The sequence below is a fragment of the Cuniculiplasma divulgatum genome, from assembly GCF_900083515.1.
In the GTDB taxonomy this organism is placed as follows: domain Archaea; phylum Thermoplasmatota; class Thermoplasmata; order Thermoplasmatales; family Thermoplasmataceae; genus Cuniculiplasma; species Cuniculiplasma divulgatum.
In genome coordinates this window covers 518,767-541,047 of record NZ_LT671858.1, presented here as the reverse complement: position 1 = coordinate 541,047, position 22,281 = coordinate 518,767, and the positions used below count along the sequence as shown (strand labels likewise).

The following is a 22,281-nucleotide window of genomic DNA, read 5'->3' as shown; positions in this document are numbered from 1 at the left end:
AAAACCTGGACAGAACTTGTCCATTTGCCTAGATCGCCATCAATTTCGTTTATAAGCTCTCCCTGTATTATTGAAACTGAATTTTTGTCTAAACCATGGCCTTCGTGGTGAGGATTTACCTGCCGAATTGTTACGATGGCACATCTGGCTTCTTCCTGAGGATCATACTCTCATACCTTTCGGGAATAACAGTATGAAAGAGTTTCCAGATAGTAATCCAGAAAATGATATTTGAATTTAGCAAAAAATCCATAGAGAGCAGACAGATATTATCTAGAAACTCAGACAGGGAAGTCAATAAAGAATGAAGCTGCCATTTCTTATTCTGGATGATATTGTTTATCCAGGCTTCATTCATAACGGGACGGTCATTTCGAGGATTTCCCAATGTGATTCGTCATATGCATGGATCAGCTGTTGCCTTTCCTGTTGGTATCCGGTTCATGTAAAGATGGCTCCGCGGGATGCCATCAGTTTCTCGGCTCCAATCTTATTGCTTTCTCAGGGCATGCCGTAACGCAATCGCTGCAAGAGTGACATCTGTCCAGACCAGGAGTGCCGGCAATCCTGTTTCCGTGAGCCCTTGCTTTTATGCGTCCGAGAAAATTCAGACCTGAAATTTCACTGGATGTTCTGGGTCTGATTTCAAAAACCTCATATGGGCAGACTTTTACACATTCACCCTTCGCTTCACATTTTGCCGGGTCCACCCTGGGAATAACGCCTGAAGCATCGGATTTACAATAGGTGCCTTTCTTTTGAACTCCATCACCACTCATCTGCTTTACCCTTCGTCCATAACTAGAGAATATATAAACTCCGGCTTTATTCTTCTACCAGCAAGCAATGCTGATTGCCTTGAGAAAATGACTTCGTTAACAACTATCCAGTGTGTTAGTGCTAGCTAAAGGTATTTTAAAGACTAATATGAATTTTTCAAACGTTTTTTTATTTCATCCGTTTTCTGTTTTCATGCATACTTCAGATAGCTTCTGGTGGAACCTCTTTTTAAGGTCTAACTATTCGTAATCTGCTTCAACCTTTTTTTCGGGATATATTGTTTTAGTTTAGATTATACAATTAATTTCATTGTAAATGGACCTTTGTTGAATGTATGAAACTTCGGAAAGTAAGAAAAGAGCCATCGGATGGATTTTAACCTCAGACCTGCTGATTAATAATTACAAACATATGCGTCTTTAGAGAGGAGAAATTGATTTATCTGGAAACTTTCTATTTCCTTAAAGTTTCAGGTTCAGGATTTAGTGGCAATGTATCAAGTTACTCCATCTGAAGTTTTATATGATTATCATGTCAAGGTCAGTTACCTTTGCAATCTGTATAAAATCTCGATCAAGTGTAACTATTCTATCTGTTCCCGTTTCGATCGCAATGCCAGCTATCAGAGTATCAAGTGCATTAATTGGAAGACCAAGTTTAAATAGTCTTCCCATTATGCGAGATGCCTCTTCGGCAGAATTCTGATCAAGTGGAAATACAATAGATCGTCTGAGAAAACTCCTAATATTCCTCTCCTCAACTTTCATTCCCTTGTGAAAAACTGGGGTAAATAGTTCATATTGAGAAATTACTGTAGTATATACGCTCTCCCGATTACTCTCTATTTCCTCCACTATAGACTTGGTTTTCACTCCACCTTTTAAGAAATCTATTATGGCTGAAGTGTCAAAAAGAATCATGCTCTAATCTTAGCTCCATTTCTAATTGCCTTTAAGTCTGTCTCAATCAGGTCAATGGCCTCTGATTCAGATAATGAACTCCAAAGAGGTAAGAGACTTCCTTTCCTTTTCAACAACTCTTCTATTGCATCACTAAAGCTCTCGTTTGGCCCTTTTACCTCTTTCAATTTTTTGTATACGTCATCTCTGAGTGCAATGTTTTTGGTGGACATATGTAGATATACATACATATCTGTGTATTAAAAATTTTTGTTGCTTTTTTCCTGATTGGAATCGACATTGATTTCAATTGCCTCTGTAAATAGCATAAAGTGCCCCCTTAGTTTGAAATGTCCTTAAACGATTTCAAATTCCATTTGAGGATAAGAGGTACTGTAGAGAAGCTCTTCATGTCATCCAAGACATTTACAGGATAGGAACCAGTAAGGGTTCAAGGCATGGATGCACTGGAAAGGGAGATGTTCGTGAACCTCATTTCAATATCTATCTGATGAATAATCCTGACACAAATAAGATCATCCGGACTATGGAATAAATACTCTGTAGAAGATGCTGCTGGAGTAGCATAAGCTGAGAAAGGTAATAATGCAGAACGGAAGGGAGTTCTTGGGGGGATTACCAAGAGGCAGAAGGAAGTTCGGGAATCATCAATCAACAAGCATGAAAATGTGTATACATTTATTATAGCTAGAGGTTTAGTTTATCCAATGAAAGTATTATTCATAACTGGATTCTGACCAATTCCAGATGACCTGTCTTCAACTAGAAAACTCTATGCAGAGGATTTGGAGATCAAATTTAATGAATATGGTAGAGGATATATGCATGCCCAAAATGTCGAGGGCTCAAAAGGGTTTGCTATTTGGCCGCTCTCTCTTTCGGCGGAGGATTGCTTCGGAACTAAAATTTGGTCGTTAGATATACCTAAACCCCAAGTGTGGCTAGAGTTTGAAGTAGAGGACATTAAAAAAGCATCGGAGGAGATGAAGAGAAAGGGATATAAGCTACTGTTGGACTCCTTTGAGGAACCATATGACCAGATTGTCTCACGATTCCTGAGTCCAGAATGAATATTGGTAGGACTTGTAATCACACCTTGGTAACGTGAAACAACTTAGGAATCACCTTAAATGAAAGTTTGAAGTCCATGTGGTAATCTCTATAATAATACGTAATAATAGAGGATGGTGAATTCGTGTTGCCATCGGAAACTATAAACGTGTGTAAAACCTTCAAAAAACATTTATTAAGTTTATGGGCCGATTTGCCTATTTTGAACTAAGCCGCTGGAGGGATTTGAACCCCCGACCTGCTGATTACGAATCAGCTGCTCTACCAACTAAGCCACAGCGGCATTCCTGTGCATCCAGACCGTAGAATGCAATCCCTGATGGAATTTTCGGGTAAAAATATGTTGATTTTGCAGGCAATACATACCCTCTTTTCAGTGTTTGCACAAATCCCTCCTTATCCCAGGGTGGCATCATGAATGCCATTTTATTTGGATCATTTCTTATATCATTCTCTGCCTCTTCACTGATATAAGTATATTTTATTCCAGCCCTGCTGGAACCTCTTTTAATGGAATTATCTATAGCATCCAGATAGTCACAGTATTTCATTTCGGTCTTTGGCTTGAGTAAATATTTTGATTCTCCATGAATTATAACAGGATATTTTAAATCCAAACTTTCTCCTGTTTTTTCAGGAATAAATTTTTCACGAATTCTCTTCATTATATCTTCGTTATAATCCACTATTCTGTGAACCTGAGCAATAAATATGCTCTCCGATCTGAGGGAAGTAACAAAAACGAATAGATGATTAAAAAACTGGACATCTTCCCCATATTTTTTTGAAAGAGATAGCATTGCCTTTGTCCTGTGGTGACCGTCGGCAATAATTCCTATATCCCCCTTTAGAACTTCCTGTATTTTACCAATTTTAACAGGATCTGAAAGAATGCAAATGCTGTTGAAAACCCCTTCTGGCTCTTCATAGACTCTCTCACATTTTTGCTCTGACATTATAGATCTGAGGGTTGAATTCAGATTTGTTTGCTCACTTACAACAAATACAGGTTCTGTTTGATATTCCATTCTTTCTATGAGTTTCTCTCTTTGATTGACTAGTTTTGTAATTATGTTTTCATGAGGTATAAGGCAGTTTTCCGGCTCCAGTAAATTTATGATGCCAATTACTCCATATCTTTCCCTTTGAACTCCCCCTTCCATAAAGACCTGCTTCAACACTACGAACCCCTGACTGTTATTTTTACTGAGAACACCTTCTTCCAGCCATTTATTGAATAGTTTTCTTGCCTCTTCCGGGTCCTTGCAGTCCTTTAGATTGACTATGTTATATGGGTTTTTCTTCAGCTCCTTCTCTGTAGCCTTAGTGATCATATCAAAGGGAGGAGAAGTAACCCTTCCTAACCCGTTCTTATAAATTGTTGGTACAAATGTTTCGAGAATCAATGTTCTCCCTTATTTCAGCAATTGATTTAAAGCTTCGATATCACTCATATATCCGTCTTCACCCAGTGGAGTTTCAAAGATCATTGGTACCTTTTGGAAATTTCTATCCTTCATTAAAAATCTGAATCCATTCACTCCAACGGTACCCTTTCCTATCATTTCGTGCCGGTCAGTGTGTTCCCCGAGTCCTTTTTTGCTGTCGTTAAGATGAAATCCGTTTATTCTTTCTAGGCCTACTGTTCTCTTAATTTCATCGATCATCTGACCATAGCCAGTCTCTTCCGCAAAATTATATCCAGATGCCCATGTGTGACAGGTGTCCAGCGTAATACCAACTTTGTCTTTCTCTTCTACCTTATCAATTATTTTTGCGATGTCTTCAAATGTTTTGCCAACACTGTTTCCCTGACCGGCGCTATTTTCAATCAGTACCTTGACACTCTGATCTGGAGTTATAACATCATTTAACATATTAGAAACGTTGGCTATTCCTATCTCTAGTGTTGCATCCTTGAATGATCCTGGGTGAAATGTTAAAAGCTCCATTCCAAGCTTATCAGCTCTTTCTATTTCTGTTCTGAAGGCTTCCCTTACCTTCTCCCTAAGAGACTCATCACTGCTGGCTGTGTTTAGAAGGTATGATGCGTGAACCATTACAGTAGGGTTTCCGTTTTCCATTTTCTCTTTCTTGAACTTCTTTACAGTTTCCTCATCAAGTGGTTTTGCCTTCCACTGCATCTGACTCTTGGTAAAAACTTGATAACTTTTAAAACCAAATTCACGTGCTCTTTCTGGGGTTGCATCTATTCCCTTTGAGGTTGATAGATGGCCACCTATATTATTAACATCTGTAATTTTCATTTTTCACTCTTCCTTTGCGTTAAAATCGCTGCTATCAATTATCATCTGAACAAACTGGAATACATGCAGCGCAAGTGCTGGATTATCTGTATAGCCACATGCATTAAGATCGGGGCCTGCAAGAAGTGCCCTTGATCTGTCTGCAACAACGTCTGTTGCAATTAAACCCTCCTTTCTAAATATCTGAGCGTTCTGCGGAACTCTTTTATTGGGTGGTGTAACAAAGATCACCTTGACATTTCTCCTCATTGCATTTTCTATGTTCTTCTTCATCTCCATCCTTATTTCTTTCACCATTGGTGTACAGATATACAGTTCCTTGTCAGCAAGGTTGATCAGTTCTGCTATTTTGCTCATAACTTTTGATCTTCCGTAAATTGTGTAAACCAGCTGTGGATCCCCCTTGGAAGGCACATTGTCCTCAATCTGCCTCATCTCTGAAAACAGGTCCTGCACCCTAGTTTCTATTCTCTTTCTTATATCTTCAAGTGTCTCTGGCTTAAACATCTTGGGTCTTCCCTCTGTTTCTTTGGCATATCCCTTTTCCACTAGAGATTCCATAACCTTATATGCTGATGTTCTGGGTATCTTTGCGGTATCTGCAATCACATCAGCATTGGCAACCCCGTGATATATCAGTGCAGAAAAAGCCTGTGCCTCGTAGGATGAAAGACCAAACATCTTCAGCATTTCAGCAACCTTTTCAAGTCGTGAGGAGATAGCATCCATACCTAAATATGCCTTATGTCTTATTATTGTTTTCCAATTATTATCATCTTATATTGGATAATTTTATCAAGTAAATTGAAAGAATACATGAGACTTGTTTTGTTTTAGGTAAAACATTAGATTACAGCCATGATTTGGAATCATTTCAATTGCTCCCGAATCAATTCACATTCTAAATTATATTTCAACAAGTATTAGTGTTATGAAAGATTTCATATAAACATGGAACAATACCAGCATAATAATGATAAAAAGAAAAGAATTGTGATAATTGGTGCAGGATTTGGTGGATTGAGATTTTTATATGATGTGAAAAAAGAGATTGGTAAAAAATTCGAAATTACTTTAATAGATATGAGAACCACGAGTCTGGAAAAGCCGTCTCTTGTTGAAGTTGCACTTGCAGGTAAGCCAGTGGCTCACACTCAGATTCCAATTGGTAAGATCGCTAAAAAAAATAATATAGAATTTATTAACTCCAGAGTGGAACAGATATTTGCTGAGAAAAACGAGGTGAAGCTCTTAAATGGAAATCTTATAAATTACGACTATCTCGTAATTGCAACTGGAGCTGTAAAGGATTACGAGGCTATTTCAGGTTTTGAGGAACATGCATACTCAGTTTGTGATGATGAACATGCACCAAAAATGTGGGATGCAATTAACAATTTTAAGGGGGGGAATGTGGTCATTGGAGCATCTAAGACTAACTGGGATGAAAAATCAACTGAGATAAAACTGGATGCACCATGCGAAGGACCAATTGGAGAGATAATGTTCATGCTTGATTTTTTCCTCAGAGAAAGAGATCTGAGAGAAATTACCACCATAACAGTTTTTACTCCTGGAAAGGTGTTTTTCGATGATGTTGGTCCTCGAATTCATGAAAAAGTTGGATCTGTGATTTCAAAGAAGGAAATCAAGGTAATCACAGAGAAAGTGCTGAAAAGTATAGAGGGAAAGTCAGTTATTTTTGAGGATGGCACACAGCTTCCCAGCGATCTTACCCTTGTAATCCCACCATATACAGGACCAGAAGTGATAAAGAATTCAGGTCTTGGTGATGAATATGGATTTATCAAAACTGACCTGGAAATGCGACACCCTCAACATCATAATATTTTCGTGGTTGGTGACTGCAATACCCTCTCAATGCCAAAACTTGGACATATAGCAGTGCTTCAGGCAGATGTAGCAGTATCTTCTCTAATGAAAGAAATAAATGGAAATGGTGAAATCATTGAGTTTAAGCCAGAAATATTCTGTATAATGAATAGAGGGGGAGTTGAGGCTACTCTTATACTTTCCAATACTCTCTTTGGTGGTCATGTGGATAAAACCGTTAATGGACCACTGGCACATCTTATGAAATGGGGATTTGATTCTTATTCTTATTATACCCACGGGAAACTGCCACCAGAACTTCTCCAGTCCACTATGGAAAAAATGTTGAAATTTCTCAACTGATGTTATAGATTAATAATATCAACTTCCAGCATTTTTCTGTTGATCCATTTCCTTTTGCTTCCCCTTCTCGAAATATATATCGTAAAAGAAGAACGTCAGTACGAACAAAATAATTCCACCTACTATGGTTGCATAGAACATTTCTGTCTGCATCGCTGTGTTGTTCAGTATTGTCGTAATATTTAGAGTTCTACCCAGAAGGTAAGGATATTGAGAAAATGCCACAATGAATATGGATATGGCAAAAATTCCCTGAAATACCAATTTGTTTGTTATATACTTCCTCGTTGGTTTTAAGATCCAGAGAATTGGTATTAGCAGGAACAGGATAAGTGATACGACGGGAAGAGTACTGTTGCTGTAATCACCAAGACCACGAAGTGCGACACCTGAAATTATCAGACCCACAACAATAACAAGCAGTGGTAAAAAGCGATTTACCTTCAGGTCATAAAAAATGGATGCCATTCCAAAGAGCAATATTGCAATACCGATTATGAATCCATCATCTGGCAGGAATGTTATAAAATTCAGCAGATTGAATGTTCTTGCAGTATAGTTTATTCCATGTCCTCCAATAAAGCTTGCATAAATCAGGAGTATCATTGCCCCTAGTACAAAGGTGACAAGTGCATAAATTGAATAGAGTGTTTTTTGTTTATAACTCTGTTTTTCCAGATCATTTCTGCGAATATGATTATAGAGTTGCGAAGCACATAAAGTATGAGAAATATCAGTATATAAGAAATGAAAGAAAATGCAAGGAGAGGAAGAACGTCAGGTACAAGACCTTCAAGATTCACCACATAGAAAACAAAGAGGGTTCCTGTTATCTCCCAGATTGGTAAAAGGAACCCAAAAACCTTTGTCTGGCTCTCTTTATATTTAAAAAGAATAGCGGATGCTGCCATTAGTTCAGTGGATGCACTTGTAAAAAAGATTGAAAATACTAGTATATTTACTATTACTTCAACGTTAACTGATCCTGTCATTTCAACCCTCTCGCTCTTTCAATTTCAGATTGAACGGATTCGTGCCTTAGGACCCTGCTTGCAAAATAGAAACTAAATGGCACGACTATGAAATAGAAAATCATTATGGCTATGCCAAGTGGAATTATTGACGAGGACGTATTTGCAGCGGACTGAACAGTCATAACATTGTATATGATCCATGGCTGCCTTCCAACCTCGTCTGTGACCCATCCGCTGTCGTACACCAGAATTAGAAGTAATCCTGATACTATCATCCCGTATAAACCAATTTTAGTTGTGATTGATCTTTTTCTTAATAATCTCCATACTAGATACAGGGCAAAGAGACCCACCAGAAATCCTCCACCTACCATTGTATCGAATGTTAAATGAATAAAAAGTGGTGGCCATAAACTCTGTGGATACTGGTCCAGTCCGGGAAGTGTACCCTTTCCAAGAGTCTGCGGAAAAGCAAGCAGACTTTGCAGCTTTGGTATGGTAATGGCGTATAGTATTCGTCCCGATACTAAAATCCCACCAAGCGTTTCTGCACCGCTGGTTGTACTGTGAAGATCAAGTTCAATTGCAGCATATTTTAATGGCTGTAACACTATTAGCTGTGAGGCTGCAAGACTACCACTTATTCCGGCTAACGCTATTGAAATAAGTCCAACGGACGCAACGAGTTTCAGTCCCTTTCTGTAAAAGATTTTTAGGTCCTCACTTTTTGCCTTCAGGAAACTGTATGCAAGATATGTGCCTATTAGGAAGACACCAGCAGTTACTGTGGCAGTAACAACATGAAGATCTTCATATAGCACTGAAGGGGCAGCAATTGCTGCAAGTGGGTTGATATCAGTTAAGATGCCGGTCTTGAGATAGTACGGTATATTAAAACCAGCAGGTGTATTCATCCATGCGTTTATCATGGTTATAAAAACAGCTGACATAACTGTTCCTACAGCAACCATCAAAGAAAGAACCCAGTGTTTATATCTGTTCTTATAAAAGTCCCAGTAGTAGAAGTAAAGAACAAGACAGATAGATTCTAGAAGGAATGCAAAAACTTCATAATAGAAAGGCAAAATATCTACCTTTCCCACCACAACCATAAAGCTTGGCCATAGTGCAAAAAGTTCAACGGCAAGGACAGTTCCACTGGCAGTGCCTATGGCAAAAAAAGACAACAAGTGCAATTGTCAACCTCCTTGCCAGTGCTTCGTAGTATGGATCTTTCCTCCTTATTCCAATATACTCTGCCAGTGATACAATAATACTCAGTCCTATACTCATTGTAACAATAAGTATATGAGAGGCCAGAGTAAATCCCATAAGAAAACGGTCGAAATTCACTATGAAGCTCATAAAAAATAATAGCACTGAAACATACTTAAATTCTCTGTTGTGAAATTATATTATATAAAAGATAAAATATTTTTGAATTACATAACTTTTAAGGCAAAACAAGCAAATTATTGATATTAAGTCCCCTAAAAATATGAAATGATGTGGGAATATCAAGTGCAATCTGGATTTCTCATTCTTTGATTTTTTTACAGTCATTTAAAATCACTTCCATCGTGCTTTATGTTGCTTGTTACTGGACAATGTCTAACTTTCCATGAGAATATTTTTTATGAGAACGAATCCATTTTCATATTCTGGGAAAACGCTAATCATTAAAAAAAATTTGCTGCGATAGTATAAATATTCTCAAGTATTTGACTGAATATGTCTCCTGAATCAAGACTCAGAACGCTTATAGAATCTGATAATTTCATGAAAAATTTCAAAATTGAGATTCTCTCAGAGAAAAATGGAGAGGTAAAACTAAAAATCATTCTTGAAGATCGATTTATGAGGATGGGTGATGTTGTTAACGGAGGTATAATTGCAGGATTATTCGATATTTCTGGCGCTCTTTCAGTATTCACCATTCCAGGTGTCTTCAATGCATTCACGCTCTCTCTTAACATTACATTTCTCACACCACTCACCGGAGATTACTGCATCATAACATCCAGGGTTAATAGAGAAGGTGGTAGACATGCCTTTATAGAAATGAGCATTGATGATCAGAGTGATAATACAGTGGCAACTGCACACGGAATATGGGCCATATCAAGGTGATATTTAATGGAAATCAACGAACTTTTGAGTGGTAAGAATATAGTAATGATTGTTAGTGGTAGTATTTCTGCTTACAGAACCCCGGACATTGTGAGGGACCTGAAAAGGAGTGGTGCAAGAATAAGGGTCGTATTAACTGATAGTGCAACACAGATCATTGGAAAAGAAACCATGGAGTGGGCCTCAGAAGAACCTATAATAACTAACTTAACAGGCAATATGGAGCATATTAGTCTTTTCGATGGGGATAGATCAAATACCATTCTTCTTGTGTGCCCTTCCACGTACAATATGATCGGTAAATTCGCGGGAGGAATTGCTGACGATACTGCAAGCACAATATTCGCAAACGCTCTTGGCACCGGGATAAGAACCGTGATCGTACCGGCAATGCACATGGAAATGTATGAGAGCCCTATTCTTCAGGAAAATATTGTCAGGCTTAAGGGCTTTGGAGTGGATTTTGTTTCCCCCAGAGTAGAAGATGGCAAAGCAAAGATAATGTGGTCTGAAGAGATTATAGATACAATAGTTAGAAGAGGTAACAACAGTAGAACCATTTTGATCATTTCTGGCAAAAGTGAGGTTTCAATTGATCCTGTTAGATCCCTGACAAACAGGAGTTCCGGTTATACTGGTGTATGCATTGCCAGAGAGGCATATCGTGATGGTTATGGCAGGATCATTTATGTGGGGAATTCTGAACACAGGATTCCCTATTATTGTGAATTTATAAAATGTGAACAGACAGATGACTATTACAGAATAGTTGAAGAATCTATAAGAGATCAAAAAATAGATCTCATAGCAATACCTGCCGCACTTTCAGACTTTACTGTAGAAAAGAGTGAAAAAAAGATAAGAAGTGAAAAATCTGTAAATCTGGTTATGAAACCTAGAGAGAAACTTGTAGATAAAATGGAAGGAGTCATGAAAAAATTCAATCTTAACATTCCTATAATCAGATTCAAGCTAACAGACAGAAATTATGTACCTGAAGATTCAGATCAGGTAACAGTGGTGAATCTTGTTCAGGAAAGGCCCTTTGGCATAAGCAGGAACAAATATATCATTTATGATGGAGAAAAAAAGTTGATGGAGAAGGAGATGGAAAAGGAAGAACTGGCTTCAATACTAATTAAGATAGGTGATGGAATCATTGAAGAACGTTGATATTACCGGATATCAGTTAGAAATAATGAAGAAGGAACAGTTTATTGAAGGATCCATTGATATATCTGGTGAATTTATAAAAAACTCCATTGTTGTCTTCCCAGAGAGATTTATAATTGATCCTGTGGATGAACAGAGGGATTCTGACCTTTTTGAAACTTTTAGGGAAATTTCAAGGAGAGTAACCTTAATAGCAGGTTCGTTGATTGTGAGAGAAAGAGAAAGCTTATACAACAGGTCGTATGTTTATCACAAAGGCAGGATGGTTGGATATCAGGACAAAATAGTACCATTTAACAGGGAAAAATCGAGGATTACTCCAGGAAGGGTTATAAAGGTATTCTCAGGAGAAGATTTAACATTTTCAGTGCCAGTTTGTTATGATCTTGATTTTCCATTCTTCTCAAAGATAAGTTCACTAAATGGTGTTAGAATAATCTTCAACCCATCACTGATTCGCAGAGATTTTCATGAGGAATGGCACCAGTATATGGTTACAAGGGCACTGGAGAACAGGATTGCAGTTTTATCACTTAATTCCCTTACGGAACAGTTCAACGGGGATTCCGTATTTGTCCAGACCTATGTAGAAGATGACGGTGTAAGAATTAAAAAAACAAATTTTGGGAAGGAAAGAAGGAAAAGTGTTTCCTTCAGCACTGGAAATATAAATGATAAATTCACTCAAAGACACGAAGAAGATCCGGGTATCTATTCATTCCCCGTCAAGAAAATTAATTATTGACCGACATACATTTTCACTTGATGATACATGAGGGGTGTGTGTGCCATCCTTGATGATTTCCAGTTTTGAACCCTGCATGTTATGGTTCATTTGTATTCCATACTCAACAGGGATCATTTGATCTTTTTCTCCCCATAAAATAAGTGTTCTCTTTTTGATCGTTTTTAGCATTTCTTCATTTACCTTACATTGGCTTCCAGTATTATTTTCTACTATTTCCCTCATTATTTCCATGTCGTTTTTAGGACTTACCCTTTCAAGCCGAAGCATAAATTTTTCCACGCTTTCCTGACCCTGATCACCAACTGTGGGGTTTATTCCTGCATTATCAATCAGGATCAGTCCCTGAGAATCTCCATACTTGATTTCGTAAAAAAGGGCAACCCAGCCACCATATGAGTTTCCTCCCATAAAGAACTCACTGACATCCAGACCGTCTATGAGTTCATGGATCATTTCGGCCTGATCTGAAACTTTAATATCATGAGGTTTAGCCGATTGCCCATGTCCAAGGAGATCAGGTAGAATAACGCCATATGATTCGGGAATACAGGATGATATTTTCATAAAGTTGTTGCCAAGACCTCCAAGGCCATGTAAAAGTATGATGTATTTTTCGCCCTCCCTGAAAAGGAAAGAAACCTTTCCATGGGAAGTTTGCAGGGTATGTCTGTACATATTAAAACCTTATGTAATCATGGACTTAAATTCAATACTTATTTCTTAAAAATATATTCTATGACTGATAAAAAAGTACTTTTTTTCTATTCCTGATTTTGATCAGGTGAACATTTATAAGTCATAAAATATGGTTATATCATGAAAGAACAGGGAAACAGGTATATTTATACTTTTGAAGAGGGAGGAAAGGAAATGGCAAACCTTCTGGGTGGCAAGGGAGCAGGTCTTGCAGAAATGAAAAAGCTGGGATTAAACGTTCCTGATGGTTTTATCATTACAACCAAAGCATGCATTGCCTATCAGAAGAGTAATAAGATGCCCGAAGGTCTAAATGATTCCATAAAAGAAAATATGAAGGTTCTGGAAAAAAAGACAGGAAAGGGTTTTGGTAGCGATAAAAATCCTCTACTTGTTTCAGTGAGATCAGGAGCACCCATTAGCATGCCTGGAATGATGGATACCATTCTGAATGTGGGTTTGAATGATAGATCTCTAAAAGGACTTACTGAATCCACTAAAAACAGAAGATTTGCCCTGGATTCCTATAGAAGGTTAAAGCAAATGTTTGGAACTGTTGTCTATAACCTGCCCCATGACGAGTTCGAGGAAATTATTCAGGAAAAAAAGGAAAAGTATGGAAGGAAAAATGATACCGATTTGAAGGCTGATGAACTGGAAGAGATAGGAAAGGAATTTGATGAAGTATACAAAAAACACGGGAAGACCTTTCCACAGGATCCTGAAAAACAGCTGTTTCTGTCCATAGAAGCAGTTTTTAATTCATGGAATTCACCAAGAGCAATTGCATATAGGGAGATCAATAAAATAAGCAATGATCTTGGAACAGCTGTAAACATCGTAAGCATGGTATTCGGTAACACAGGTAATAATTCAGCAACCGGTGTTGCGTTTACCAGAAACCCCAACACTGGAGAAAAAGAACTTTTCGGCGAATACCTTCTGAATGCACAGGGTGAGGATGTTGTAGCAGGAATAAGAACACCGAGAAAAATTTCAGAGCTAGAGAAACAGCTACCTGATGCCTACAGAGACTTTGTTAAATCAGCGGAAATCCTTGAAAAAAATTACAGAGACATGCAGGATATGGAATTCACAATTGAGAATGGAAAATTCTTCATGCTGCAGACAAGGAATGGTAAGAGAAGTGCAAGGGCCACTGTGAGGATAGCCGTTGAAATGGCAAAGGAAGGATTGATAACCATGGAGGAAGCAGTGTTAAGAGTTTCACCTGAATCTCTTGATATACTATTCCATCCACAGGTTAAGAAGAGTGGGAAGGAGAGAGTTCTGGGCCATGGACTTGCTGCCTCGCCGGGAGCAGCCATAGGGCAGATAGTATTTTCATCAGACAGGGCAGTGGAACTTTCTAGGAATAAGGTTAAGGTAATTCTGGTAAGACCAGAAACCACAGCAGATGATGTGAGAGGAATGTCAGTATCTGAAGGTTTCCTAACCCAGAAGGGTGGTATGACATCACATGCGGCTGTCGTCTCGAGAGCCATGGGAAAACCTGCAGTGGTTGGTGTAGAATCCATGAAGGTTAATGTCCGGGAAAGGTCTCTTACCATAGATGGAACCATTCTGAGAGAGGGTGATATTATAACCGTTGATGGTACCAATGGAGAATTCCTTCTTGGTGTTACAGATCTCGAGGAGTCTCAGGTAGGGGAGCACATAGAGGTTCTACTGAAGTGGTCTGATACATACAGAAAATTAGGTATAAGATCTAATGCCAATACTCCGGAGGAGGCAATAATTGCCAGGAGAAACGGTGGTGAGGGAATTGGGCTGGCCAGAACAGAGAGGATGTTTCTTGGTGGTGACAGAATAGAAATAATGAGATCTATGATTATGAGCAAAAATGCTGAAGACAGGCAGTTCAATCTCACAAAACTGCTTCCGATGCAGATTTCAGATTTCACAGAATTCTTCAGGACAATGGAAGGCTTCCCGGTGATCATAAGATTACTCGATCCGCCCCTGCACGAGTTCCTGCCAGATAAGGAGGAAGTGCTGAACAGGATATACTCACTGAAAATTAAAATGATAAAGGCAAACGAACTGAAAGAAATCGACGAGCTAATGACAGGTATAAATCGAGAGAATGAGATGCTGGGTGTTATTAGGTCGCTGGAAGAATTCAATCCAATGCTTGGATTCAGGGGATGCAGACTTGGGATAAGTTTCCCTGAGATTTATGAAACGCAGGTAAGGGCGATCATAAGGGCTGCAATAAACGTAATGAGCGAAGGAAAGAAGATCATACCTGAAATAATGATACCCCTTGTTGGCACGGAGAGAGAGCTATCGATTCTAAGGGAGAGATTGGAGAAGGTGGCTCTTGATGAAAAAGGTCACTACAATATCAGCTATAAATTTGGAACGATGATTGAGATACCAAGAGCTTGTGTGGTCGCAGATAAGATCGCTGCTTATGCTGATTTCTTTTCCTTTGGCACAAACGATCTGACTCAGATGACATTCGGTTACAGCAGAGACGATGCGGAGGGAAAATTCATGGCAAAATATCTCGAGGAAAAAATAGTACCAAATGATCCATTCAGGACTGTGGATGCCGAAGGTGTGGGCGAACTAATGAAGATGGCCGTGGAAAGAGGAAGAAAGGGAAACAAAAACCTTGAAATTGGGATATGTGGAGAACAGGGAGGAGACCCTGAAACAATAGAATTCTGCCATAAGATTGGACTGGATTATGTTTCGGCTTCTCCATACAGGATTCCAATTGCAAGATTATCAGCAGCCAGGGCAGCCTTGAAGGATAAGAAGAAATGAGAAATAGATTTAATTTTCTTCAATTTCTCTCAGGAGATCACATCCACGATCTGAGAGAAATGTGTCAATATTCATTGTCCTTAAAACATTTAGTTCCTTTTTATCATTTATAGTCCACGGAATTATTTTCTTTCCCAGTCTATTAAGTTCACTGTATTCTGGATAACTTAGCAAAGAAAACTGAGGGAGAATGCAATCTATAAATCCTGGCACCTTGGATTTCAGCATACTATCCAGCATAATTCTGGTTTCCTCGCCTATGTCCAGTCCTGTTCTATAATTAAGGTTCATCTCCTTCATTTCCCTTATGGCCACGACGTCAAAGGATATCAGGATTAGATTCTCCTTGCTAAAATTCTGCAGGGTGTTATGAAGTGCAGTCTCGAGACCCTCATTTATCCTGTTCCCAAATTCATCCCTTGTCTTAAGTTCTATAAATATCTTCAAATCCTGGAATTTCTTCAGCACATCTCCAAGTAGAGGTATCTTCTGATCACTTTCCAGTAAATTAAGTTTAGAAATCTCTGAATACGAATAGTCGCTGACAGAGCCTTCAGCACCGGTTACCCTTTTAAGCGTAGAATCATGGAAAACGACAATCTTGCTATCTTTAGTGATCTGTACATCAAGTTCTATGCCATATAAACCGCAGTTTTTCGCCTGCTGGAACGATTTCATGCTGTTCTCAGGAAACGAATCAGGTACTCCTCTATGACCAATGATGTTGAATCCCATTTTTACCTAAATCCATATGCAGTTAAAACATTTTATCCTGACTGGATATTTCCCCTGCATGCAGGATGCAATCACTCCCCCCTTTAACAGAGATACAAGAGAGAATTGTATCAACACTCAGGATCAGGATATTTACGATGTTGCCATAATCGGTGGAGGCATTACTGGTGCAGGTGTGGCCAATATACTTTCCGAGAATGGTGTTAAAGTTATCTTACTTGAACGAAATGATTTTGCTTCTGGTACCAGTTCTGGGTCTTCCAAACTGATACATGGCGGATTAAGGTATCTTGCAGAATTTAGATTTCGCGAAGTTAAAACTTTACTCAGGGAAAGAGATTATCTGGCAAGAAACACGAATATAGTGAAATATATGAATTTCAGGATATTGATAGATCCATATTCGTGGAAAAAAAGGACTATGAGAGCAGGACTTTTTATCTATAATATTTTGAGCAAACGAATAAGTGTTCCCAGAATGTCAAAAAATAATGGAGAGTATGGAAAGGAAGTCGCTGGATATTTCACCTATAGAGATGCTTTCTCCGATGACTGCAGATTGACCATATACAATATTGTATCTTCAGTAATTCACGGGGCAAAATGCTTAAATTACTGCGAAGTTCTCAATGCCACTCCTACTGAAAATTTGATTGAACTAAGGGTAATGGACAGAGTTAAGAATCGCGAATTCAATGTTAAAGCACGGATTTGTATAAATGCAGCTGGTCCCTGGTCGGGTCAGGTTTATAGAAATCTGGAAAATGGTAATAATGTTAATCTCAGGCTAAGTAAGGGGATTCATATTGTTGTGCCTCATGAAAAGGCTCCAACCACAGATGCTATAGTTTTCAGAAGTCATCTGGATAGGAGACAGATGTTCATAATACCCAGAGGAGAAGTTACGATCATTGGCACAACTGATAACTTTGTTGATGATCCTAATGATTTCAATATTTCAGAGATAGATGTGGATTATATAATTCAGAGTGCTAGGCGCATTTATAAGGACCTGGAAAAAAATGATATAAGCTATTCCTTTGCTGGAATAAGGCCCCTGTATGGAAATGGTGATAATCCTGGGTCTATTTCAAGAGGTTTAACTGTGAAATATGACAAGTATTTCATTAACATATTTGGTGGAAAACTCACAGATTACAGATCGGCGGCCAGGAAAGTCGCAAAAATATACGAAAAATTGAGTGGTAGAAAAATTAATATAAAAAACATGCCGGTAATTGATTATGAGAGACCTGATCTAAATGGAGAGAGACTCTACAGGTATGAAATGGAACACGAATGCGCGATATTTTCAGAGGATATTATAAGAAGAAGGGAAGCTTTTGATGTGTATAGAGTAGACAGGGGAGCTTCAGAAATTGATGTTATAAATAGAATGATGAGGGATGAAAATTCTCACTAAGATTGAGACGTTCTATCAGATCAAAAAAATTAAGTTGCGTTCTCATCAATTTATCACGCATAAGAAAAATTATATAGAGATTTCAATGTGCATGAATCAAACAGGCTTTCAGAAATGGTGATAAATACTATGACCATATTCATTGAACAGAATTATCTTAACCAGTAAAATTTTAAGCTCTTTTATTACTAAAGTAAAACTTAAAAGTCTCATACCATGTACTGATTATCCAGTGAAACGAGCCCTTTGATATGAAATTACACTTCAAAAGATTAATTTGTAGTTTGAGGATGATGTGGATTGAAAGATTTATCTCCTGCATAGGTACATAAAAGCACTTTTAAAGAGGCTTTGTAATTTGTTTGTATCTCTATTTCCCATTCTCCTCTTGAAGAAATTTTATATTTTGAACCTTTACAATAAATAAAGCCACCTCCCATATTTTCTCTTCCAGAAATGCTAATAACCTTACAGTTACAGCACTCTAATGTATTTTTATTTACCATTGATTTGATGTAAATAAAGGAACCATAACTTGAATTATACTCAAGGCAATAATTGGTGAAATTTACATTATCATCTATGTAGAACTTTGTAAGATTTTCTGAATAAACTTGCCCGCATTTATCATAGGATGGTGTTGATAAGTAAAAGGTCTTATTTATCAAAACCTTATAATCTGGAGGAAATACAATCTTTTCCTTATTATTCACTTGATCATTCCTTTGTTGCACAAACACGTAATATGACGCAAATACGAATACAACTACCACTACTATAACTATAAATCTTCTTTTAATTAACACTTAGTAATACCTCCTCCTTATTCTTACCCCTATTATTATAACGGATATTACGACAGCTAGATAAATCACAGCCTGAAGTACATATAAAAAATAATTTGATGGCATGTAGAGAATTGAAGTTGAGTAAGATATTGTATTTGAACTTGCACAGTTTGGATTGGTATATTCATTGGAATAAAAGTTTAGAAATACGGCCAAAAAGGATTTCAATGAAATTGGATTTACAGCAGTTTGAAGGTAACTTGTCGTAGAACCATGAAATATACATACCTGTCTGAAGTTTCTCAAAGATATTAGTTTGGTTCCATATCCCGATCCAAGGGTCTCTATAAGAAAACCTCCAGCTAGTGCAGCTATGATAGAGTTTATTCTCTTTGCAAACACTGTACCTATAAGGATTCCGATTAAAACAAACAGCATTTCTATAAGACTTATCCATAGGATAAATATCATGAAAGAATGAAGATTAATGTAACTTAACGTCACAGTAGAATTATTGTGAAAAAATGCAAATGCAATTGAGAAGTCTATAAACAGATTAATCAGAATTAATACATAAAGAAATAGAGCCTTTCCCCAAATTATTTTTAGTGTGGGAATGCCCATAGAATTATTAACACCTATAACACCACCCTCATAATCTGTTGAAATGAGGAATGCGCCTATAGCGGCAAAAAGTATGCACGCATAAAAAACTACATTGTTATAAAAAGAATAAAATATAACATCAATTGCTATACTACCAAGACCGTTATAATCATATATTGAACCCTTGATAGTTTCTACAGATAAAAGTGAAAGAAATGCCAGAGAAAATATGACGATAAAATACAATAACCCTCGTCTAAAGTCTGTCATATTTCTAAGAAATTCTACTCCTATTACCTTTCTTTGATTATTTTTCATATACCCTCCTGTAAAGGGATTCAAGGGATTCCCTGGAAAATGAGGTAATTTTTAAACCTTTGGAAATAAGATTTGCTATTACCTCCCATTGCGGTCTTTCTTCAATTATCTTTATAATTGTATAATTTTCTCCTTTTTCTATCATTTCCACACTCTTATCATCTATACGCTCTGAAAAATTGTATTCACCTTCAAACTCGATATAAATATATTTATTTGATACAATACTTTCCTCTGTTTTGATTTTTCCCGCGTTGAGAAATATTATCCTGTCTGAGATTTTTTGAACTTTTGACAGTTCATGACTGCTAATTATAAAGGAGTACCCAGCAGATTTCAACTCCATTATGTATGAGATAAGTTCGTCACATATCTTTGGTTCCAGACCATCGAAGGGCTCGTCCATTAATAATATATCGGACTCTGCTATCATTGCCTTGGCAATATCCAACTTCCTCTTCATTCCCTTTGAATATCCATTTGCAATTACTTTAGAATCCTTCAGATCTAATTTTTCCATGATTTTAATTACATCTGCTTTAGTTTTTCCAAATATTTTAGCATAGTAGTTTAGATTTTCTTTGCCAGTCATGTTTTGAAAATACACAGAATTTTCTGGGACATATCTTATTTTTCCAAAGACAGAGATTCTTCCCTGATAATTGGCAATTACATTGGCCAGTATTTTTAGTAGTGTGCTTTTTCCTGCACCGTTTGGTCCTACTATGCAAACAATTTCTCCCTTCTTTATGTTTAAGCTTACATTATCAAGTGCCCGGTTTTTTCTAAAAATTCCATATGTTTTTGAAACTTTCTCACACTCTATTAGTGAATTATATTGCATACCTGATCTCCCTCCACTTCCAAGTAAAGTTGTTCCATTTTTCATAAATATTGGTAACAATGAAATTGCTTTCCATAGTTTTGTTATATTTTGGCAGATATACAGCCTTATTACTGTTAATGGTTAGGTTTTTGTAATATAATAAGATCGGTACACTATTATTATTCTTTCCTGTGTTAACAAAACTGTTAACAAATTCTAATTGAATGGGATTCCTTTGTATGTGTCCTATAAACGATGCTCTAAGACTAATGTTACTACTATTATTTTCATAACCTATTTCTGGTCCCTTTACTGTAATCATATCGTTTGATAGATAGTAACTTGTTCTACAGGGGTTGTTATTTTTAAAGTTAATACTTGGTATTACAACATAGTTTCCAGGGAGTGCTGACTCGTATTGCTTGCCAATCTTATTACAGCAATTGATCGGTGTAACCTGAACTGTACCATTCCAGTGCAACGTTAGTGTTGTTGTTCCAGTTCCAGAAAGGGAATTTATAGGCACCTGTTCACCTAGTGAACTTATTCGGTAAAAGGTTGAATAATTACAGCAAGCGTCTCTACTTAGGCTTCTTGCATTTGAATAATAATTTACACTATTTGGAATCCATTTTTGATTGAATGTGCTATTACCAATATAGAAAATACAAATTGCATCTAATACACCGTGATTCAAGGAATATTCTGTGTGACCAGTTTCAGTCATCTGAATTGTGATATTTGTTCCTATCCCTGGCGATACACAACTTGACTGAATGCTTACAGAAAGAGCATAATGATTTTTAATACTTAATTCATATATTTTTATTCCAGTAAATATTAAAATTATCAAAAGGATAATAATTACCAGACCTTTTGTTGCCTTTTTCATTTGATTATCTCCAGATTATGAATTATCAATTTCTACCACTACTTAAAGATTTGCCTGGGAAAATAATTAGAATAATTATGCATCTACGTTAAATCCTCCACCTACAGTTAAGGTTTCTCCACCATATCTTCTATCATTTAATCCACAGGTCACGAAGTGGAGATCTTCTACGACATAAATGTGCGTCCATTCGTTGCTTATAGGAAAAGCTGTTCCTACATAAGTTGTGAAAGTTGTTATTTGTGAAGAAGTTGTTTCCCCTAAATTATCTGATGTTTTATAATATAGGCAATTTTTGTTTAACTCAACTGGGTCAATACAAACTGCATGATAGTTTATTGATATACTATTGCTGAAAGATGCACCTACAGAAGCTCCACAAGCTCCTCCTCCTGCGCTAAATCCAGATTTGAATGTACATGTTACGGATTTTCCCACACCTATTTCCTTGTTGGGAACTGCATTAAGAGCTATATTATTGCAGTTAGACTGCCAGCATGCAGGTCTATTAGTACTGCTCGGTGCATCAGGTGAACAGGCAGGGTATTCAATGGTAAGAAGACCTGTCCACCCACCATTATCCCCTTTAAAGTTACAATATGTTTGTGAACCAACCTGCGGTTCTCCGCCCATTATCTGGTATCCTTTTCCCTGATATGCATTCATTAAAGTTTCAATTTGATACTCAATTACATAACACTTTTGTGGTTCACCTGTACCACTGTTATAATTTTGATATACAACCAGACATGGGTGAATCTCCAGACATGCACAACCTCCAGAAAATGTATTACGTGAATGTAAATTACTATATGGTTTTGTACATAAAACTTCCCCATAATCCAGATCCGGAGTGACATTTACCTTTGAAGCACTTTCACCAAATTCTGAGTTCTGTAACCCTGATGTGGCTTGAACCATAGTGAATAAAAACATCATCAC

At 37.3% G+C, this 22,281-nt stretch carries 23 protein-coding genes and 1 tRNA gene; 6 read left to right on the top strand and 18 right to left on the bottom strand.

Going from position 1 to position 22,281, the window contains the following annotated elements:
- Positions 1-470: 470 nt before the first annotated feature.
- The 7 genes from CSP5_RS02680 to CSP5_RS02650 all read right to left on the bottom strand — a co-directional run bounded on the left by CSP5_RS02680 (position 471) and on the right by CSP5_RS02650 (position 5,767).
- Positions 471-779, bottom strand: a complete 309-nt coding sequence (locus tag CSP5_RS02680) for a 4Fe-4S binding protein (protein WP_021789893.1) — start codon at positions 777-779, stop codon at positions 471-473.
- Positions 780-1,298: 519 nt separating this feature from the next.
- Positions 1,299-1,700 carry a type II toxin-antitoxin system VapC family toxin gene (locus CSP5_RS02675; RefSeq protein WP_021789894.1) on the bottom strand — a complete coding sequence of 134 codons (402 nt, stop codon included), beginning with the start codon at positions 1,698-1,700 and terminating at the stop codon, positions 1,299-1,301.
- Positions 1,697-1,912 (bottom strand): antitoxin VapB family protein, encoded by a 216-nt coding sequence (locus tag CSP5_RS02670; RefSeq protein WP_077075989.1) that lies wholly within the window; start codon positions 1,910-1,912, stop codon positions 1,697-1,699. The genes CSP5_RS02675 and CSP5_RS02670 overlap by 4 nt, the downstream gene beginning before the upstream one ends.
- A 1,069-nt stretch (positions 1,913-2,981) precedes the next feature.
- Positions 2,982-3,054 (bottom strand) — tRNA-Thr (locus tag CSP5_RS02665).
- Positions 3,017-4,177 (bottom strand): DUF1015 family protein, encoded by a 1,161-nt coding sequence (locus CSP5_RS10030; RefSeq protein WP_394329579.1) that lies wholly within the window; start codon positions 4,175-4,177, stop codon positions 3,017-3,019. Before CSP5_RS10030 ends, CSP5_RS02665 begins: the two co-directional genes overlap by 38 nt.
- 9 nt (positions 4,178-4,186) lie before the next feature.
- Complete coding sequence (locus CSP5_RS02655; protein ID WP_077075988.1) at positions 4,187-5,038, bottom strand: deoxyribonuclease IV; 852 nt, start codon at positions 5,036-5,038, stop codon at positions 4,187-4,189.
- A gap of 3 nt (positions 5,039-5,041) precedes the next feature.
- On the bottom strand, positions 5,042-5,767 hold the full coding sequence (locus CSP5_RS02650) for a TrmB family transcriptional regulator (protein WP_077075987.1): 726 nt from the start codon (positions 5,765-5,767) through the stop codon (positions 5,042-5,044).
- Positions 5,768-5,989: 222 nt separating this feature from the next.
- On the opposite strand from CSP5_RS02650, the gene CSP5_RS02645 reads away from it, so the two are divergent.
- Positions 5,990-7,234, top strand: coding sequence for an NAD(P)/FAD-dependent oxidoreductase (locus tag CSP5_RS02645; protein WP_077075986.1), 1,245 nt, complete (start codon positions 5,990-5,992; stop codon positions 7,232-7,234).
- 18 nt (positions 7,235-7,252) lie between these two features.
- On the opposite strand, the gene CSP5_RS02640 is transcribed toward CSP5_RS02645, so the two are convergent.
- The 4 genes from CSP5_RS02640 to CSP5_RS09940 are packed head-to-tail and all read right to left on the bottom strand — an operon-like array spanning position 7,253 to position 9,501.
- A complete protein-coding gene (locus CSP5_RS02640; protein WP_148689586.1) occupies positions 7,253-7,840 on the bottom strand; it encodes a hypothetical protein in 588 nt (195 codons plus the stop codon).
- Positions 7,841-7,845: 5 nt separating this feature from the next.
- A complete protein-coding gene (locus CSP5_RS02635) occupies positions 7,846-8,226 on the bottom strand; it encodes a hypothetical protein (RefSeq protein ID WP_148689585.1) in 381 nt (126 codons plus the stop codon).
- The gene (locus CSP5_RS02630; protein ID WP_021789903.1) at positions 8,223-9,404 is read right to left on the bottom strand and encodes a cytochrome ubiquinol oxidase subunit I; all 1,182 of its coding nucleotides are present in this window, start codon (positions 9,402-9,404) and stop codon (positions 8,223-8,225) included. Before CSP5_RS02630 ends, CSP5_RS02635 begins: the two co-directional genes overlap by 4 nt.
- The gene (locus CSP5_RS09940; RefSeq protein ID WP_277868673.1) at positions 9,346-9,501 is read right to left on the bottom strand and encodes a hypothetical protein; all 156 of its coding nucleotides are present in this window, start codon (positions 9,499-9,501) and stop codon (positions 9,346-9,348) included. Before CSP5_RS09940 ends, CSP5_RS02630 begins: the two co-directional genes overlap by 59 nt.
- 438 nt (positions 9,502-9,939) lie before the next feature.
- Between CSP5_RS09940 and CSP5_RS02625 the strand changes: the two genes are divergently transcribed.
- The 3 genes from CSP5_RS02625 to CSP5_RS02615 are packed head-to-tail and all read left to right on the top strand — an operon-like array spanning position 9,940 to position 12,256.
- Entirely contained in the window at positions 9,940-10,338 is a 399-nt protein-coding gene (locus tag CSP5_RS02625) for a PaaI family thioesterase (RefSeq protein ID WP_148689584.1), read from the top strand.
- A 6-nt stretch (positions 10,339-10,344) separates the two neighbouring features.
- Positions 10,345-11,511, top strand: coding sequence for a bifunctional phosphopantothenoylcysteine decarboxylase/phosphopantothenate--cysteine ligase CoaBC (coaBC, locus tag CSP5_RS02620; RefSeq protein ID WP_148689583.1), 1,167 nt, complete (start codon positions 10,345-10,347; stop codon positions 11,509-11,511).
- On the top strand, positions 11,498-12,256 hold the full coding sequence (locus tag CSP5_RS02615) for a carbon-nitrogen hydrolase family protein (RefSeq protein WP_172399379.1): 759 nt from the start codon (positions 11,498-11,500) through the stop codon (positions 12,254-12,256). The genes coaBC and CSP5_RS02615 overlap by 14 nt, the downstream gene beginning before the upstream one ends.
- Here CSP5_RS02615 and CSP5_RS02610 read toward each other — a convergent pair.
- Complete coding sequence (locus CSP5_RS02610; RefSeq protein ID WP_077075982.1) at positions 12,227-12,934, bottom strand: alpha/beta fold hydrolase; 708 nt, start codon at positions 12,932-12,934, stop codon at positions 12,227-12,229. The two genes, CSP5_RS02615 and CSP5_RS02610, sit on opposite strands and share 30 nt — an antisense overlap.
- 141 nt (positions 12,935-13,075) lie before the next feature.
- Here CSP5_RS02610 and ppdK point away from each other — a divergent pair, with 141 nt between their 5' ends.
- Positions 13,076-15,751 carry a pyruvate, phosphate dikinase gene (gene ppdK / locus CSP5_RS02605; RefSeq protein WP_021789908.1) on the top strand — a complete coding sequence of 892 codons (2,676 nt, stop codon included), beginning with the start codon at positions 13,076-13,078 and terminating at the stop codon, positions 15,749-15,751.
- Positions 15,752-15,760: 9 nt separating this feature from the next.
- Here the strand turns inward: ppdK and CSP5_RS02600 are convergent, their stop codons facing one another.
- Positions 15,761-16,486: a glycerophosphodiester phosphodiesterase gene (locus tag CSP5_RS02600; RefSeq protein WP_021789909.1), complete on the bottom strand. Its 726-nt coding sequence runs from the start codon at positions 16,484-16,486 to the stop codon at positions 15,761-15,763.
- 58 nt (positions 16,487-16,544) lie between these two features.
- On the opposite strand from CSP5_RS02600, the gene CSP5_RS02595 reads away from it, so the two are divergent.
- Positions 16,545-17,909 (top strand): glycerol-3-phosphate dehydrogenase/oxidase, encoded by a 1,365-nt coding sequence (locus CSP5_RS02595; RefSeq protein WP_077075981.1) that lies wholly within the window; start codon positions 16,545-16,547, stop codon positions 17,907-17,909.
- Between the two features lie 272 nt (positions 17,910-18,181).
- On the opposite strand, the gene CSP5_RS02590 is transcribed toward CSP5_RS02595, so the two are convergent.
- The 5 genes from CSP5_RS02590 to CSP5_RS02570 form a co-directional block, all read right to left on the bottom strand.
- Positions 18,182-18,622, bottom strand: a complete 441-nt coding sequence (locus CSP5_RS02590; protein ID WP_145983916.1) for a hypothetical protein — start codon at positions 18,620-18,622, stop codon at positions 18,182-18,184.
- Positions 18,623-18,715: 93 nt separating this feature from the next.
- Positions 18,716-19,621 (bottom strand): hypothetical protein, encoded by a 906-nt coding sequence (locus tag CSP5_RS02585; protein ID WP_077075979.1) that lies wholly within the window; start codon positions 19,619-19,621, stop codon positions 18,716-18,718.
- Positions 19,611-20,465 (bottom strand): ABC transporter ATP-binding protein, encoded by an 855-nt coding sequence (locus CSP5_RS02580; RefSeq protein ID WP_172399378.1) that lies wholly within the window; start codon positions 20,463-20,465, stop codon positions 19,611-19,613. The genes CSP5_RS02585 and CSP5_RS02580 overlap by 11 nt, the downstream gene beginning before the upstream one ends.
- Entirely contained in the window at positions 20,455-21,339 is an 885-nt protein-coding gene (locus tag CSP5_RS02575; protein ID WP_077075977.1) for a hypothetical protein, read from the bottom strand. The genes CSP5_RS02580 and CSP5_RS02575 overlap by 11 nt, the downstream gene beginning before the upstream one ends.
- Before the next feature lie 75 nt (positions 21,340-21,414).
- Positions 21,415-22,260, bottom strand: a complete 846-nt coding sequence (locus CSP5_RS02570; RefSeq protein ID WP_145983915.1) for a hypothetical protein — start codon at positions 22,258-22,260, stop codon at positions 21,415-21,417.
- Positions 22,261-22,281 lie beyond the last annotated feature (21 nt).